This is a genomic window from Lederbergia citri, from assembly GCF_018343625.1.
Classification (GTDB): Bacteria; Bacillota; Bacilli; order Bacillales; family Bacillaceae_C; genus Lederbergia; species Lederbergia citri.
Genome location: NZ_JAGYPG010000002.1, coordinates 958502 through 975323, shown reverse-complemented (window position 1 = coordinate 975323; position 16822 = coordinate 958502). Strand labels below are relative to the sequence as shown.

At 39.1% G+C, this 16822-nt stretch carries 13 protein-coding genes; 5 read left to right on the top strand and 8 right to left on the bottom strand.

Going from position 1 to position 16822, the window contains the following annotated elements; translation table 11 throughout:
• Positions 1–44 precede the first annotated feature (44 nt).
• Both KHA97_RS13375 and KHA97_RS13370 read left to right on the top strand, forming a co-directional pair.
• The gene (locus KHA97_RS13375) at positions 45–1199 is read left to right on the top strand and encodes a Gfo/Idh/MocA family protein (protein WP_213125778.1); all 1155 of its coding nucleotides are present in this window, start codon (positions 45–47) and stop codon (positions 1197–1199) included.
• 59 nt (positions 1200–1258) lie between these two features.
• Positions 1259–2362, top strand: coding sequence for a Gfo/Idh/MocA family protein (locus tag KHA97_RS13370; RefSeq protein ID WP_213125215.1), 1104 nt, complete (start codon positions 1259–1261; stop codon positions 2360–2362).
• A 250-nt stretch (positions 2363–2612) separates the two neighbouring features.
• Here KHA97_RS13370 and KHA97_RS13365 read toward each other — a convergent pair whose 3' ends face one another.
• Positions 2613–4103, bottom strand: a complete 1491-nt coding sequence (locus KHA97_RS13365) for a catalase (RefSeq protein ID WP_213125214.1) — start codon at positions 4101–4103, stop codon at positions 2613–2615.
• Positions 4104–4245: 142 nt separating this feature from the next.
• Positions 4246–4884 (bottom strand): bifunctional 4-hydroxy-2-oxoglutarate aldolase/2-dehydro-3-deoxy-phosphogluconate aldolase, encoded by a 639-nt coding sequence (locus KHA97_RS13360; RefSeq protein WP_213125213.1) that lies wholly within the window; start codon positions 4882–4884, stop codon positions 4246–4248.
• A 135-nt stretch (positions 4885–5019) separates the two neighbouring features.
• Here KHA97_RS13360 and gndA point away from each other — a divergent pair, with 135 nt between their 5' ends.
• Entirely contained in the window at positions 5020–6438 is a 1419-nt protein-coding gene (gene gndA, locus KHA97_RS13355; protein WP_213125212.1) for an NADP-dependent phosphogluconate dehydrogenase, read from the top strand.
• Positions 6439–6473: 35 nt separating this feature from the next.
• Here the strand turns inward: gndA and KHA97_RS13350 are convergent, their stop codons facing one another.
• Positions 6474–7637, bottom strand: a complete 1164-nt coding sequence (locus KHA97_RS13350) for an ROK family protein (RefSeq protein ID WP_213125211.1) — start codon at positions 7635–7637, stop codon at positions 6474–6476.
• A 343-nt stretch (positions 7638–7980) separates the two neighbouring features.
• Between KHA97_RS13350 and KHA97_RS13345 the strand changes: the two genes are divergently transcribed.
• Positions 7981–9438: a gluconokinase gene (locus tag KHA97_RS13345; protein WP_213125210.1), complete on the top strand. Its 1458-nt coding sequence runs from the start codon at positions 7981–7983 to the stop codon at positions 9436–9438.
• A gap of 12 nt (positions 9439–9450) precedes the next feature.
• On the opposite strand, the gene KHA97_RS13340 is transcribed toward KHA97_RS13345, so the two are convergent.
• Both KHA97_RS13340 and KHA97_RS13335 read right to left on the bottom strand, forming a co-directional pair.
• On the bottom strand, positions 9451–10581 hold the full coding sequence (locus KHA97_RS13340; protein ID WP_213125209.1) for an ROK family transcriptional regulator: 1131 nt from the start codon (positions 10579–10581) through the stop codon (positions 9451–9453).
• Positions 10582–10742: 161 nt separating this feature from the next.
• Positions 10743–12023, bottom strand: a complete 1281-nt coding sequence (locus tag KHA97_RS13335) for a DegT/DnrJ/EryC1/StrS family aminotransferase (protein ID WP_213125208.1) — start codon at positions 12021–12023, stop codon at positions 10743–10745.
• A gap of 147 nt (positions 12024–12170) precedes the next feature.
• On the opposite strand from KHA97_RS13335, the gene KHA97_RS13330 reads away from it, so the two are divergent.
• Positions 12171–12992 (top strand): polysaccharide deacetylase family protein, encoded by an 822-nt coding sequence (locus KHA97_RS13330; protein ID WP_213125207.1) that lies wholly within the window; start codon positions 12171–12173, stop codon positions 12990–12992.
• Between the two features lie 529 nt (positions 12993–13521).
• Here the strand turns inward: KHA97_RS13330 and uraA are convergent.
• The 3 genes from uraA to KHA97_RS13315 form a co-directional block, all read right to left on the bottom strand.
• The gene (gene uraA, locus KHA97_RS13325) at positions 13522–14802 is read right to left on the bottom strand and encodes a uracil permease (RefSeq protein WP_213125206.1); all 1281 of its coding nucleotides are present in this window, start codon (positions 14800–14802) and stop codon (positions 13522–13524) included.
• A gap of 281 nt (positions 14803–15083) precedes the next feature.
• Positions 15084–16319 (bottom strand): peptidase T, encoded by a 1236-nt coding sequence (pepT, locus tag KHA97_RS13320; RefSeq protein WP_213125205.1) that lies wholly within the window; start codon positions 16317–16319, stop codon positions 15084–15086.
• A gap of 91 nt (positions 16320–16410) precedes the next feature.
• Positions 16411–16743 (bottom strand): winged helix-turn-helix transcriptional regulator, encoded by a 333-nt coding sequence (locus KHA97_RS13315; RefSeq protein WP_213125204.1) that lies wholly within the window; start codon positions 16741–16743, stop codon positions 16411–16413.
• Positions 16744–16822: the final 79 nt, after the last annotated feature.

Below are 16822 nucleotides of genomic sequence, written 5' to 3'. Positions count from 1 at the left end.
GTTGGTGAGATTTAGTGGGTGAAAAAAAGAAGATTAGAATTGGAATGGTTGGCTATAAGTTCATGGGGAAGGCACATTCGCACGCATATCGCGATCTGCCGTTTTATTTTGATTGTGATGTAGAGCCTGTACTACAAGCTGTAGCGGGTCGTGACGAAGAAGGAGTTAAAGAAGCTGCTGAAAAAATGGGCTTCGCTACATATGAAACGGATTGGAGAAGATTAATTGAGCGAGATGATATCGATTTAATTGATATCGTGACTCCGAACAATACGCATGCGGAAATAGCAATAGCAGCCGCGGAAGCAGGAAAGCATATTCTTTGCGAAAAACCGCTTGCTTTGACGCTGGAAGATGCACAGCGTATGTATAATGCTGTTAAAAAGAATAACGTAGTGCATATGATCTGCCATAATTATCGCTTTGCACCAGCTATACAATTTGCGAAAAAATTGATTCAAGAAGGTAGATTGGGTAAAATTTATCATATGCGCGCGACGTATTTACAAGATTGGATCATGGATCCACAGTTTCCGAGTGTATGGCGCTTGAAAAAAGAAGTCACTGGATCAGGAGCGCTAGGTGACATAGCTGCCCATAGCATTGATATGGCGCGATTTTTAGTGGGTGAATTTGAAGAAGTGACGGGAATGATGGAAACCTTTATTAAGGAACGTCCTGTTGCGGATTCAAGTGGCGGATTAAGTGCAAAATCTGCAAGTACAGTGATGGAAGAAGTCGATGTCGACGATGCTTCTGCATTCTTGGTTCGTTTTGAAAACGGAGCAATGGGAGTTTTTGAAGCGACAAGATTTGCTGGTGGGAACCGGAATGGAAATCGCTTTGAAATTAACGGATCAAAAGGCTCTATCCGTTGGGATATGGAACAGATGAACAATTTGGAAGTTTATTTTGCGGATGATGAAGATGGACTTCAAGGCTTTCGAAATATCACTTGTACCGAAGAGCACCACCCATTTGCGGGTGCCTACTGGCCAGCAGGACATATTATTGGCTACGAACATACTTTTATTAACCTTATGACAGAATTAATGAAGGGTGTTTCGGAAGGAACTAGCCCATCGCCTAATTTTGAGGATGGTATCAGAAATCAGGAAATTTTAGCTGCGATCGAAAAATCGGTTGAAACGCGTGGCTGGGTAAATGTAAAGCAAATGCGTTTAGTAGAAAATGTTTAATGAACTTGTGCCCCGGAAAATCTGGGGCACAAGATAAGTCATCATGTGGAGGATACAAAATGGAAAAAGTAAAAATTGGAATCATCGGTTGTGGGATGATCAGTGAAATATACATAAAAAATACGAAGGAAGTTTTTCAAAATCTTGATGTCATTGCAGTTGCTGACATTAATCTGGATAGCGCGAAAGCACGTGCTGAACAATTTGGGATTCAAAAGGCATATTCACCTGAGGAGCTATTGGCAGATAATGAAATTGAAATGGTCATTAATTTAACTATCCCTACAGCCCATGCTCCAATTTGTTTACAGGCACTTGAAGCGGGCAAACACGTTTTTGTTGAAAAACCACTTGCTGTTACTCGTGAAGATGGAAAGAAAATTTTAGAATTAGCTAAAAGTAGAGGCCTTTATGTTGGTTCTGCACCAGATACATTTTTGGGTGGCGGACTACAAACATGCAGGAAGCTAATCGATGATGGCTGGATTGGCGAACCGATTGCAGCAAGTGCCTTTATGATGGGAAGCGGCCCTGAAAGTTTCCATCCAAACCCTGACTTTTTCTATGTTGAGGGTGGCGGCCCAATGTTTGATATGGGACCATACTATTTAACGGCACTAATTAATTTAATTGGACCAATCAAACGAGTTACTGGTTCCGCAAGAGCGACTTATCCTGAAAGAACAATTAAGTCTGGACCAAGAGCGGGCGAGAAAGTTCCAGTTGAAATTCCTACTCATATTTCAGGTGTCTTTGAATTTGAAAATGGAGCAATTGGTTCCATTACAACTAGCTTCGATGTATGGGGTTCACAGCTTCCAAGAATTGAAATTTACGGAACGACCGGAACTCTAATTGTTCCTGATCCAAATACATTTGGCGGACCAATTTATGTTAAAAGACAAGGGGAAGCACAGTGGACCGAAATCCCACTAACACATAGCTTTAGGGAGAATAGTAGGGGAATCGGAGCTGCTGACATGGCAAATGCCATTCGGACAGGCCGTGCTAACCGCGCAAGTGGAGCATTAGCTTTCCACGTACTTGATGTTATGCATGCCTTTATAGATGCAGCAGAAAAAGGGCAGCACATCGAAATTAGTAGTGGCTGCAGCAGACCAGAAGCACTTCCAATGAATCAACCAACTGATTTTTTAGCATAAATAATAACAACGAGACTCTCAAAATCACGATTATTTTGAGAGTCTTTTTTTTGTACAGGTTACTATTTTTTATAACGTGAACGAACTCTAAAACTTGGATTAACGCCTTAAGTGTTGGGTTCTTCAGTGATGAAGGACCTCAATCGCCGTATTGCCGCATTAAGTACTGTCTTCTTCAGTGATAGAGATCCTCATTCAGTACAATCAAAAAAGAGACAGCTTCAAAAGCCGTCTCTCTTATCTAAAACTATTAAACTTCTGTAACAGCAATGCCAGCTTCGCTAATTGGAATGCCGAGTGCTTTCGCTACACCCTCACCATAGGCGGGATCAGCTTTGTAGCAATGGACGATATGCCTAATTTTAATTTCCTTCGGAGCATCGCCCATAGCGCGAGCGGTATTTCCGAAAAGAACTTCCTTCTGATCATCGTTCATTTTATTAAAGAGAAGACCAGGTTGTGTGAAATATTGATCGTCGTCATCGCGGAAATTCCAGTTAGCCGCGTCGCCGCTTATTTTTAGAGGTGGTTCTGTAAAGTCAGGTTGTGATTCCCACTCACCATAGCTATTAGGCTCGTAATGCATAGTGCTTCCTAAATTGCCATCCACTCTCATTTGTCCATCACGATGGAAACTATGGAATGGACACTTCGGAGCATTTACTGGAATTTGATGGTGGTTTACACCTAAACGATATCGCTGAGCATCCCCATAAGAGAACAATCTTCCTTGCAGCATTTTATCAGGTGAGAAGCCAATCCCTGGAACAACATTAGCTGGAGTAAATGCAGCTTGCTCGACTTCAGCAAAATAGTTTTCAGGATTGCGATTCAACACAAACTCTCCAACTTCAATAAGAGGGAAGTCTTTTTTATACCATACTTTCGTAAGGTCAAATGGATTGTAAGGCATGTTTTCAGCTTCTTCTTCTGTCATCACTTGGATATACATTTTCCATTTCGGGAAGTCGCCATTTTCAATACTATCATATAAATCTCTTTGATGAGATTCGCGATCCTTGCCGATAAGAGCTTCAGCTTCTGCATCTGTTAAGTTCTCAATTCCTTGTTGAGAACGGAAATGGAATTTAACCCAATAGCGTTCGTTCTGAGCATTGATCATGCTGTACGTATGGCTTCCAAATCCATGCATATGACGATATGATTTTGGAATTCCACGATCACTCATTACAATCGTCACCTGATGTAGAGCTTCAGGCAATGAAGTCCAGAAATCCCAGTTATTTTTTGCGCTTCGCATATTTGTTCTAGGATCACGTTTTACAGCGTGGTTTAGATCTGGGAAATTTAAAGGATCTCTAAAGAAGAATACTGGCGTATTATTACCTACAAGATCCCAGTTTCCTTGTTCCGTATAAAACTTTAAAGCAAATCCACGAATGTCACGCTCAGCGTCAGCAGCACCACGCTCACCCGCAACAGTTGAAAAACGAGCAAACATTTCAGTTTGTTTACCAACCTCTGAGAAAATTCTTGCTTTTGTATATTTTGTAATGTCATTTGTGACTGTAAATGTTCCATATGCTCCTGACCCTTTAGCATGCATACGTCTTTCAGGGATGACCTCTCTGTCAAAATGAGCTAGTTTTTCGATCAACCAAACATCTTGCAGTAAAACGGGACCTCTTGGACCTGCTGTCATAGAGTTCTGGTTGTCAATGACTGGAGCACCTGCAGCAGTCGTCAATTTTTTCAATTGCTTCTTCTCATTCTCACTCACGAAACGTGCACCTCCAATAAATTGGTATGTAACTTACAATAATTATTATAACAGAGTAATTTTTACTTTGCTATATGTATTAAGTAAGTTTTTGTATAAAAAGAAAAAGGCTCCCCTTATTAAAAGGAAAACCTTCTTCTTCTTAAGTCTTCGATTCTTCATATGTAATACGGTATTTCTTTGCTTGTTGAACTAATTCCTCAAAGTCAGCTTCCGTTTTTAATTTTTTCGGATCTACTAAATTACTGCCAATTCCAATAGCTGCTGCACCACTTTTTACATATTCCCCTATATTATGATGTGTGATACCACCTGTTACCATTAAAGGAATTTGTGGCAGTGGGCCGTGAATACTTTTTACATAGCTTGGGCCAAATACGTTTGCCGGAAATACTTTAATCATATCTGCACCATGTTCATACGCCGTAAGAATCTCGGTAGGTGTCAAGGCACCTGGAATACTGGTGATTCCATAACGTTTTACAGTTCTAATAGTATCAATATTCAAAGTAGGGGAGACAACGAATCTAGCTCCGGCCGCAATAACGGCTCTTGCTGTTTCCGAATCTAGTACTGTACCTGCACCAACTAAAATTTTGTCCCCAACTGCTGCTGCTGCTTTTTCAATTAATTCTGTGACCCCAGGTGTTTCAGCTGTAATCTCCAATGCATAAATTCCACCTTCGTACAAAGCCTCGCAAATTGGGACAATATTCTCTAAATTGGATTCCCTTACAACTGCAACTAAGCCACTTTTCTGTAATTCGACTATTACACTCATGTATTTCTCCTTTTTCATTGTATTATTAATAATATTAAAATGTTTACCTTTAATAAGCAACTCAGGTTGTTAACGCAATAAAGACATTGTATGATAAAATATATTTATGAATGAGTCTCTAAGGAGGAAGTAAAATTGTCGAAACAACAAATAGGCGTTATTGGTTTGGCAGTTATGGGAAAAAACCTCGCTTTGAATATTGAAAGCCGTGGATATTCCGTTGCCGTTTTTAACCGTTCTTCTGAAAAAACGGAAGAATTTATGAAGAACGAAGCGAAAGGTAAAAATTTTGTCGGTGCCTTAACGATAGAAGAGTTTGTAAATTCATTGGAAAAGCCGCGTAAAATATTATTAATGGTAAAAGCGGGTGCTGCCACTGATGCTACAATTGAATCTTTAAAGCCATACTTAGAACAAGGCGATATTTTAATCGATGGTGGAAATACGTTTTTCCAAGATACCATTCGTCGAAATAAAGAACTAAGTGAAGCAGGTCTTCATTTTATTGGAACAGGGGTTTCCGGTGGTGAAGAAGGAGCACTTACAGGTCCTTCAATTATGCCAGGTGGACAAAAAGAAGCATACGATTTAGTTGAACCTATCTTCCAAGCGATCGCTGCAAAAGTAAATGGAGAAGCATGCAGTACATATATTGGTCCGGATGGAGCAGGTCACTATGTGAAAATGGTTCATAACGGGATTGAATATGGCGACATGCAATTGATTTGTGAAGCCTATTTTATTATGAAACATATTTTAGGCCTAAATGCAGATGAATTGCATGAAGTATTCTCTGAATGGAATAAGGGAGAGCTTGATAGCTACCTTATTGAAATTACAGCTGATATTTTTGCGAAAACGGATGAAGAAACAGGCAAGCCACTAGTTGACGTGATTAAAGATACTGCAGGTCAAAAGGGTACTGGTAAATGGACGAGCCAAAATGCATTAGACTTAGGCGTTCCACTTCCACTTATTACAGAGTCCGTGTTTGCTCGCTTTATTTCCGCGATGAAGGAAGAACGAGTAGCGGCAAGTAAAGTGTTAAACGGTCCTGAAGTATCCGCTTTTGAAGGGGATAAAAAAGAACTAATCGAAGCGGTTCGTAAAGCTTTATATATGAGTAAAATTTGTTCTTATGCACAAGGTTTTGCTCAAATGAAGGCTGCATCAGAAGAATATGGCTGGGATTTAAGATACGGCGATATCGCTATGATTTTTAGAGGCGGTTGTATCATTCGTGCACAATTCTTGCAAAAAATTAAGGATGCTTATGATCGCGATGCAAATTTAGCGAACTTAATGCTTGATCCATATTTTAAAGAAATCGTTGAAAGCTACCAGTCCGCACTTCGTAAAGTAATTGCCATAGCGGTTGAACGTGGCATTGCAGTTCCTTGCTTCTCAAGCGCGATTGCTTATTACGACAGTTATCGTACAGAAACATTGCCTGCCAATTTATTGCAAGCACAGCGTGACTATTTTGGTGCCCATACTTATGAGCGCCTTGATAAAGAAGGTACTTTCCATACTGAATGGATGAATAAGAATTAAATTAGTAAAACCCGGTTGATTTTATCAACCGGGTTTTATAATGTCCTTTTCATTGTGACTTGCAAATTAAGCTCTGATATTTGTAAAAATTTAATTATGGAGAAAGCGCAAGCTCCCATAACACAAGCTTGTTTGCCAAGTTCAGAAACTAGAAGTCTGCCGTAGTGGCTAATATTTGAATTGAGTCGACTTTCAATTTGTTTGACGGCATCTCGGTTTAAACGCAGCAGCTCGGAATTCAGGACAATGATTTCGGGATTGTACATATTAATAATATTATTTAGACCAATAGCGATGTACTTGATGAGTTCATCCATTTGATTCGTGACATCTGGATCCCCAAGTTTTAACCACGAATGGATATCATAATAATCTGCATTGGAGCGGCCAAGCTTATTAAAAAAACTTGATTCCGATGCATATAGTTCCCAGCACCCTTGATTGCCGCATGCACACAATTTCCCATCAGGAACGACAATCATATGTCCAACCTCACCGGCATAACCATGGAATCCTCTATGAATTTCACCATTCATAATCATGCCTAGGCCAATCCCAGAATTCATAGAAATACTGATTAAATTATTACTTTTATTATGTTTAAAAACACTTTCCGCAAAGGCAGTCAAGTTTGCGTTGTTTTCGATGAAAACTGTAACATCCACCATATTCTGAAGGTCTTCTTTAATATTTTTATTACGCCATTGAAGTTGCGGGAAAAAAAGGATTTTTTCATCCTTTGACACAAGTCCGTGAATGCCGATTGTTACGCCGATTAATCCAAATGCACTTCCTTGGCATTTCTTTTTAATGTCTATTATGTACTCAATTAAAATTTCAAGTATCTCGTTATAATCTTTTGTTTGTAGTTGTACAATTTCGATATGGGTAGGAAAACCGAGCAAATCTGACAATGTGAACATAATTTGATTCTTATCAAGGTCAATTCCTAGAGCATATCCGGCTTTTCGGTTTAATGAAAGAAGGATAGGTCTCCTCCCTAAATTATTATGTTCCAGTTGTTCCTCAATAAGTAAATTTTCTTCCAATAAGTCAGCCACTTGAACAGATACGGTTGCTTTATTAAGCCCAGTAACTTTAGATAAATCAGCCCGAGAAATTTTATTATGTTCGATAATCTGACTTAATATTAATCCTCTATTTAACTTCTTTATAAAAGCTGCATCACCAGTAATCATTTTGATCCCCCTAATTAATAAAGGTAAAGCTATTTTTCTCTATTGTATATAATTAACCTCTTAATCTATTATTAATTGACGGTTTGGTGATGGTAATGATATTCTATTTGTAATAATTTGACTGATAAACAAATGTGTTGCCAAAGGATGTAAGTGGTTTCATTACCTCGGTAATAGATTATGAGAATGTTATTGGACATAATTTCTCTTATCATACCATAGACTTGCATCTTTACCACCATATTTCAAAAATAATGTCGATTTTTGACTTTTGTTGTCATGAAGGAAAATTTGGGGAGTGGAGTTTTTGTAATACATAAAAAGAAAAAGGAAGAGGTTAATAATGTCAGGTAACTACGTCATTGGACTAGATTTAGGAACCACAAGCGCAAAAGCAGTAATTTTTCATTTAAATGGTAAGGTAAAATCAGAAGCGGAGTGCTTGATTACAACATATTATCCTGAATCTGGCTGGGTGGAGCAGGATCCGAATGAGATTGAACGTTTCGCGATAAAAGCAATCAAAGATGCAATGGATCAAGCGGGAATTCAAAAAGAAGAAGCATTTGCAATAGGTATCTCTTGCGCAATGCATTCACTTATTTGTGTCGATCAAGAGGGGAATCCTTTATCAAATGCCCTTATTTGGTCAGATGGTAGGAGTAGCCAACAGGCAGAAGGTTTTTCGGAAGAGGAACGTCAAGACTTGTTTTTAAAAACAGGCGTGCCCATTCATCCAATGACTCCTTTTACAAAATTAGTATGGATGAAGGAGACAGAGTTTGAACCCTATAAAAAAGCAGCTTATTTTATGTCGGTAAAAGAATTTATCCTATTTAAATGGTTTGGAGAAAGAGTTGTCGATTATTCAATGGCTTCAGCGACAGGGCTATTCAATCCTAGTATATTAGGGTGGGATGAAAAGGCGTTGGAGTTTGCCCAAATAGAGGAAAATCAATTATCTAAAGTCGTCCCTCCAACATATATTTTGAACAATTTGGATAAAAAAGTCGCAGAAGGAATGGGTCTGCCATCAGACATTCCAGTTATAATTGGTGCTGCTGATGGCCAGCTTGCCAATTTAGGCATCGGAGCGATTTTGCCAGGGGAAGTAGCGATAACAGTAGGAACGAGTGGGGCTGTTCGCCAGTTTTCTAAAGGGGTTCGAATTAACGAAAAGCGGGAAACATTTAGCTATGCGTTTACTGACGAATATAGCATCATTGGAGGGCCGTCCAACAATGGCGGTATTGCGTTGCAGTGGTTGAAGGAGCTTTTAAATAACGAAGATAGCTATAGTGATTTTATCGAGAAGGCCGGGAAAGTGGCACCTGGGGCAGAAGGGATTATTTTTCATCCGTATATTAACGGAGAAAGAGCACCAATCTGGAATCAGCGCGCGACTGGAAATTTTTCTGGCTTGTCTATCACCCATAAGCAAGAGCATTTCATACGGGCTGTACTTGAAGGAATCACCTTTAATTTATATCAAATCGAAAGGGCGCTTTGCAGACTTGCTGGAGAGCCTTCCAGAATATATGTGAATGGCGGATTGGCTCGATCAAATTTATGGCTGCAAATGCTAGCTGATATATTCGGAAAAGAAGTCTATGTAGCGGAAACTCATCATAGTTCAGCATGGGGAGCGGCGTGGACAGCGTTGGTCGCAATCGGAAAGGTACATTCATTCGAGGAAATCAAAGATAACATCCAATTAGGGGCACCGATTGTACCGAATGAAGAAACACATAGGACTTATCAGGAAATTTATAAGGAATATATGAAAAGAAGCCGCATCTAACTGGATGCGGCTTTAGAGTTCTGCAATTAAGTTTGTTTTAGCGAAGATTAACGCTCCCATGATGCCTTGTTGCTGTCCAAAACTATTTTCCTCTAAGCTTAAGGCAAGAGTGGCAAAACGGTTTGCGCGTAAAATAATTGTCCGCTTCGTTTCTTCCAATAGAATAGGAAGGGAGTCAAATATCGGTCCACCAATATAAATGGCACTTGGATTAAATAAATTGACGACATTACTTAGGGCTATTCCTAGGGCTTTTCCCGTATCAATACATATTCCAATGGCAATTTTATCTTTATGCTCATATGCCTCCACAATAGAAGCGTATTGACCATTGCGTTTCTTATATTCGATCTCCAGCATTGGAAATGTAATGATATTTTCCAAGCAGCCATAATTCCCGCATAAACATCGGCCCGCATTTTCATCCGCAGTAATATGACCAAACAGGCTTGAAACATTGCTAGATCCCCTTAGCAATTGGTCATTAATCATAATACCAGATACAATTCCAAACCCAATTTGTACGACGATGAAGTCCCTGATTTCTTTCGCTTTTCCTAATGTTTTTTCGGCGACGGCCATCGTGCGGCCACCTTCATCGAGATAAATAGGGCATGAGAATGCTTGTTGGAAAATAACAATGAGTTGAATATCATCCCAGCCTTTGCGATTAGGGATATTTAAAATGGTCTGTTGTTCTCTATCAACGAGTCCAGTTACTCCAATCCCTATGGCATCAATACTCGTAGGAAGAGTATGTGACCTTTCTAAAAAATGAATGAGTCTGTCTAGAAGGGCTTCACCTTTATTTTGGCTTTCATCTAATTCGGCCATAAAAAACTCTTCTTTATGTAAAACTTCCATACTATTGTTTGATAATGCAAAACGAACGAGATATCCTCCAATATCAATGCCTAAAAAGGTGAACTTTTGAGGATTAGAGTATAATAAAACTTCTTTTCTTCCTAGGCCGCTGCTAATTCGTTCACCCTCTATAATAAATTGATCATCTATTAATTTTTTTGTGATTTTTGTAATACTCGCCCCAGACAAATCAGAAATGTCAGCGAGTTGTTTTCTGGAAATTCCATTATACGAAGTTAAGAAGCTAAGAATGTCCTTTTCAGATGTGGTATATTTCATGGTTAGAAATCCTTTCGATCTATGCTTTCCCTGATTATATCAAATGAAGTGCACGAGCGCCTTGAAGTACTGATGCTGGGAAAAATTATAAAGCGGATGATTGCTTGTACTCAAAAATAAGAAGAACCTCAGTGATACACTAAGCCACTGAGGTTTAAGTTTTACTGATGAATTTCCATGCGTTCGCTCATATGTTTTGCAACCTTTTTTATAGCTTCGATTGCATCCTGGCAATCTTCGTTAGATAAATTTTGATGTAATGAAATACTGATGGAGCGCGCTAGCAAATCCAACGTATTTGGACACATATCTTTTGAATACTGAACATTTCCTTTATAACTTTCACATGTCCATGGGTTGCCTTTTTCAGAGGCTCCTCGTTTGTCCAACACATAATCCCAGTTAACGTAAATATGGCGATCGGCAATTCCGTTGTTATAGATCGTTCCATTCGGAATGCCCTCAGCATTCAGTAAATCGGCGAAGGTTTTTGCTGCTTCTGTATCAGATAAATAGAAGATCAAGCTATATGATACATCACCCTCGGGATCTGGAACCCTTTGCAATTGAATATTTGGAATATCTTTTATTCCATCCACTATCGTTCTTTTAACTTGGCGAAGCTTTGAAATAATGTTATCCAGTTTTTGTGATTGTGCGAGAGCGAGTGCTCCATTAAGTTCACTCATTCGGTAGTTTTCGCCTGGAAAAGATTCTACATTTTCAAAGAGTTTTGTTCCCCAGTAACTTAGTGCAGAGTCATGATAAATACTAGCACGCGTATAGATGACATCATCGTTTGTCGTCACGAGTCCACCTTCGCCAGCAGTAACGACTTTATACTGTTGGAAACTAAAACATCCTGCATCTCCCATAGACCCCAATGGTTTTCCTTTATAAAAACCGCCATTTGCTTGAGCTACATCTTCAATGACGATTAGATCATGCTTTTTAGAAATCTCTAAAATTTTGTCCATGTCACACGGTATCCCTTTCATGTGGACAGGGATAACTGCTTTTGTATGCTCGGTAATTGCCGCTTCAAATGCGTTCGGATCCATCGTTAAACTATCATCGACCTCTACAATAACAGGAACCGCACGTGCGATTAACACGGCAGATGCCGTTGCGATATACGTATATGCAGGGATAATTACTTCATCCCCTGGCCCAATTCCCGCACCTACAATTGCGGATACAAGGGCGGAAGTACCTGAATTCACGGCAAGAGCATGTCTCACGTTTGTACGCTCTTTATATAAATCTTCTAATCGTTTCGTTTCTGAATCCGCAAGTTGATCATGATAAAAACGGAAAACCCTTTTCTTGTCTAAAACTCGAAGGACATATTCTTTTTCTAACTCATCAAATTCCTCGGAGCTAATAAATTCCGGAGCCCACGGCTTCGTTCGAACTGGAGTGCCACCATTTGCAGCTAACATGATTTTTCCTCCTTTTACAATTAATTTCATGTGTAAATTATATGATGGAATAAATTATCTGTAAACTTATTTCTTTTAAAACAAAGATATACATACTTATAAGGATTTTATATAATTTACTAAATAAAATAATAAGGGGAGATTGGAATGCCCAAATTCTTGATTGGTTATGATGTAGAATCTCAAGATGAATCAACTGAAATGTTTTTAAAGGCGGCATCCGAGGTCCATAAAAATCTCGAAGCAAAGGCGAGTATTTTTATAGTAGGAAAAACATTAGAGAGAAACGTGGCTATTGCTCAGGAAGTTTTAGAGTTAGGTGACATGGAATTTCATCAGCATACGTATTCGCATGTCTTATTAAAAACAGTCGTTCAAGAAAACGAGGAGGGTATAACCATTTTTCCGAGCGGCTCTTTTGAAGAGGTATGCGAGGAAATCAGTAAAGGACAAAAGGTGCTTCGAAATCTTTTAGGTGTTGATGGAATTGGATTTACCGCTCCGTATAATTATTATCGTGGCTTAAGTGACCGCCTAGATTTGTTGGAGGTATTACGTGAAAATGGAATCAAGTTTGTCCGTTCAGCCGGTCGAAACGAACGTGACTGGCAGCCTGTTCCATTTGAGTGGCAACCGTATTTTTACGAACCGCAGGGCTTTCCGGAGATCTTGGAATGTCCATTGCACGGCTGGCAAGATTGCATTGCTAGAGAAAAACTCGGTTGGAACAATATTGCTGAATATGTTAAATGGGTAAAAAAGGATATTGATTACGCAAGTGCGAAGCAATTAGATTTTGTCTATTGCAGCCATGATTGGAGCAGCATTCGTCATGATCCGAAACTAGAACATATCGCGGAATTAATTACGTACGCCAGAAAAAAGGGGATGGATGTAACGAATTATTCTACGTACTATGAAGAGAAAGTGGCGGAACATAAGGATAGGGAAAAGGTTTCGAATAATTAACTTAAATCTAGGAAATTTATATTAAAAGCTGAGAATAGAGATCAGTAACGCGCTCCAATTGTAAAAATGCTAATCGAATGTCTGAAATAGCTAATAGAAGCGTAAAACGGCTAATAGAAACAAAAATTAGCTAATAGGATGCCCGAAACATCTAATAGAATAGGCAAAACATTTAATAGAATTCTCTGAACATCAAATAGAAGGTATGAACTATGAAAATAATAGAAGAATGGCAATAATTCAAGCCGATGGCGACGACGAAAAGAGAACCACGATGACGAGTAGAAACACGTCGACGGCGAATAAAGCACCCTCGACCGCGAATAGAGCGACCCCGACGGCGAATAGACCAGCTCCAATGGCGAATAGGATTCCACGAACTCTGATTTGAAACATCCGTGCAGTTCTATACCTACATCGATTAGAGTGAGGATATCGTTAGCGACCAAGAACGGGAATTTAAACAAAAATATAAAATTACCAATCTAAAAACCCCTGAAGTTCAAATTCAACTTCAGGGGTATCTTTATTAGTCATTTGTTAATTTTAGTTTTTCAAGAAGCTTGAAGAACAAGCTTAGTAGAATCGCAACAATTGTTGCAAGTCCCATTCCTTTTAGTTCTACAGAACCGACATGAATTGTAGCGCCACTGATACCAATTGCTAACACAACACAAGTTAAGATAATGTTATGTGAAAGGCTGAAGTCTACTTTCGCTTCAACTAACATACGAAGACCGCTAACCGCGATGATTCCGAATAGTAATAAGGAAATTCCACCCATAACCGGTGTTGGGATTGCTTGAATTAAAGCTGCTAGTTTTCCGAAGAAGGAAAGGAAAATCGCAATAACTGCAGCTCCTCCAATAATCCAAGTAGAGTATACTCTAGTAATCGCAAGAACTCCGATGTTTTCTCCGTATGTTGTGTTAGGTGTTGAACCTGCAAAGCTGGAAATAATGGTTGAAATTCCATTTCCCATAAAGGAACGGTCAAGACCAGGATCCTTGACAAGGTCCTTTTTAACAATATTGCCTGTTACGATTAGGTGCCCTATATGCTCTGGCAGCAGGACCAGTGCAGCAGGTAAAATGATTAACATATCAGACCAATTAAACTTAATTTGATAAAAGGTAGGAAGAGCAATCATGCTTGCCTCTTTAACTCCAGAATAATCTACCAGTCCCACAAAACCTGCAATGATGTAACCTGAAACAATACCAAGTAAGATTGGGATGATTTTTAAGAATCCTCTTAATGTTACCCAATATACGATTGTAAGTCCCAATGTAAGCAAGGAAACCGTGATTACCTTTGGATCTGGCGACCATGTATCAGGTGCACCAGCGGGTTTAAGTAATCCAGACATGTCTGCAGCTACCGGCACTAACTCCAATCCAATAACTGCTACAATTGCGCCCATTGCAGCTGGTGGAAAGATAACATCAATCCATTTTGTTCCGGCTACTTTAATGAGAAGACCAACAAGAAGTAATACAATACCAACGAGTAGGAATCCACCAAGTGCATAACTATAGCCTTCAGTGCCGCTATATTTCTGTAACACAACCATGACAGGCGAGATAAACGCGAAGCTAGAGCCCAGATAAGCTGGTATTTTTCCTTTCGTAATAAAAATATAGATGAGTGTTCCAATCCCATTCATCAACAAACAAATTGCAGGATTTATTCCGAATAATAATGGTACTAATACTGTAGAACCGAACATTGCGAATAAGTGCTGTAAGCTTAAAGGTAAACTTTGTAATAATGGTAAGCGTTCGTGTACTTGGATTTCTCTGTTTTTCATCCGATATCTCTCCCTTTTTATTAATCTTTGATCAGATGCTTATGCCTTGGACAAAATAAAAAGCACCTTGTCCATAGCTTGGCAAGGTGCATAATAATCGGATGTTAATATCATCTGTATGCAGAAATTACGCATAATCATATGCGTATGCAACCTTGTCAGCCTCACAGGACTGTTTTAAAGGCAATCTGATTCTTTTGTCTTATGTATTATTGCAGGAGCGAAAAGATAAGTCAATACCTTTTATGCTTTAATCTGCAATAATTTTACAAAAATATTTACTACTCAGCACGTTCCTCAAATAATTTGCAAATTTCTACAATGACTTGAACGGCTTTTTCCATATTATCAACGGAAATAAATTCATAAGGTCCATGGAAGTTCTCTCCTCCGGTAAAAATGTTTGGAGTAGGGAGTCCCATGTATGATAATTGCGAACCGTCCGTACCGCCGCGAATAGGGGAGACAATCGGTTCAATGTCGAGACTTTTCATCGCGTCAGATGCAATGTCGACAATTTCCTTCACAGGTTCAATCTTTTCTTTCATGTTGTAGTATTGATCATTCATGTCAATCGAAATTCGATCTTTTCCATATTTTTCGCGAAGATCAGCAACGATTTTTTCAACAAGTGCTTTTCTTGCTTCAAAATTTTTACGATCAAAATCCCTAATAATGTATGCGAGCTTCGTTTCTTCTACATCTCCGTGAAACGAAAGCAAGTGATAGAAGCCTTCATAGTCTTCAGTCAATTCAGGAGCTTCGTCCGCAGGCAATGCGTTATGGAATTCCATCGCGATTTTGGCCGCATTCACCATTGTTCCTTTTGCTGTTCCTGGGTGGATATTCGTTCCGCGGAAAGTAAGCTTTAACCCCGCCGCATTAAAGCTTTCATATTGTAATTCACCAATAGGTCCGCCATCCATCGTATAAGCAAAATCTGCATTGAATTTTTCAACATCAAACTTGTGTGGTCCACGTCCAATTTCTTCATCAGGTGTAAAAGCAACACGAATGTTTCCGTGCTTGATTTCAGGATGTTTTATTAAAAAATCCATAGCTGTCATGATTTCAGCAATTCCCGCTTTGTTGTCCGCACCTAAAAGAGTTGTTCCATCTGTTGTAATAAGCGTGTGGCCCTTGTAATTAGCAAGCGCTGGAAAGTCTTTGTTTGAAAGAACAACCTTCGCCGCTTCATTTAACATAAGATCGCTACCGTCATAATGTTCAACAATTTGTGGGTTAACCCCTTCGCCTGTAAAATCAGTCGCGGTATCTACGTGAGCAAGAAAGCCAATTGTCGGTACTTTTTTCTCTGTGTTTGCTGGAAGTGTCGCCGTTACATAGCCATTTTCATCAATAGAGACCTCATCCATTCCAATCGCCTTTAATTCTTCAACGAGTTTATTGGCCAAAGTCAGCTGACCAGCAGTTGAAGGGCATGTAGGACTATTTTCATCTGATTGGGTATTAATTTTTACATATGAGACAAAACGTTTAGTAATATCGTTTTTCATTTTTATTACCTCCTACATTTAATAATTACATATTACGAAAATTAAAAGCCAAAATAAAGAAGCCGGCATTCCCATTTTAGGGAAGTCGGCTTTATAACTCAATATTTTCTTCTTGTTCAATTTCTAGCCAATTCTCGCCCCATTTTTCTATTTCCTTCATCAAAGGGGCTAGAGCCAATCCTTTATCCGTTAAGGAATATTCAATCCTTACTGGTGTTTCAGGATATACTTGGCGTTTGACGATTCCTTCTTGCTCTAGGTCTTTTAATCTCTCTGATAAAACACGTGCACTGATAGGCATTGCTGCTTCAACTGTACAAAAACGCTGGGGTCCATTTAAAAGCTGGTGAATAATTAACCCTGTCCAGCGCTGTCCTAGTATACTCATTGCCTTTTCAAACTTTGGGCATAACGGATTATTCATAATACTCACCTCGCTAGTTAAATTATATCATTTGCCCACTAAAATACCTATCATTTATTTCGCCTTACTTGACATTATA

Coding starts and splice junctions, on each gene's coding strand:
- KHA97_RS13375 (WP_213125778.1), top strand. CDS start 45: ATGGTTGGCTATAAGTTCATGGGGAAGGCACATTCGCACGCATATCGC.
- KHA97_RS13370 (WP_213125215.1), top strand. CDS start 1,259: ATGGAAAAAGTAAAAATTGGAATCATCGGTTGTGGGATGATCAGTGAA.
- KHA97_RS13360 (WP_213125213.1), bottom strand. CDS start 4,884: ATGAGTGTAATAGTCGAATTACAGAAAAGTGGCTTAGTTGCAGTTGTA.
- KHA97_RS13350 (WP_213125211.1), bottom strand. CDS start 7,637: ATGATTACTGGTGATGCAGCTTTTATAAAGAAGTTAAATAGAGGATTA.
- KHA97_RS13345 (WP_213125210.1), top strand. CDS start 7,981: ATGTCAGGTAACTACGTCATTGGACTAGATTTAGGAACCACAAGCGCA.
- KHA97_RS13340 (WP_213125209.1), bottom strand. CDS start 10,581: ATGAAATATACCACATCTGAAAAGGACATTCTTAGCTTCTTAACTTCG.
- KHA97_RS13335 (WP_213125208.1), bottom strand. CDS start 12,023: ATGTTAGCTGCAAATGGTGGCACTCCAGTTCGAACGAAGCCGTGGGCT.
- KHA97_RS13330 (WP_213125207.1), top strand. CDS start 12,171: ATGCCCAAATTCTTGATTGGTTATGATGTAGAATCTCAAGATGAATCA.
- uraA (WP_213125206.1), bottom strand. CDS start 14,802: ATGAAAAACAGAGAAATCCAAGTACACGAACGCTTACCATTATTACAA.
- pepT (WP_213125205.1), bottom strand. CDS start 16,319: ATGAAAAACGATATTACTAAACGTTTTGTCTCATATGTAAAAATTAAT.
- KHA97_RS13315 (WP_213125204.1), bottom strand. CDS start 16,743: ATGAATAATCCGTTATGCCCAAAGTTTGAAAAGGCAATGAGTATACTA.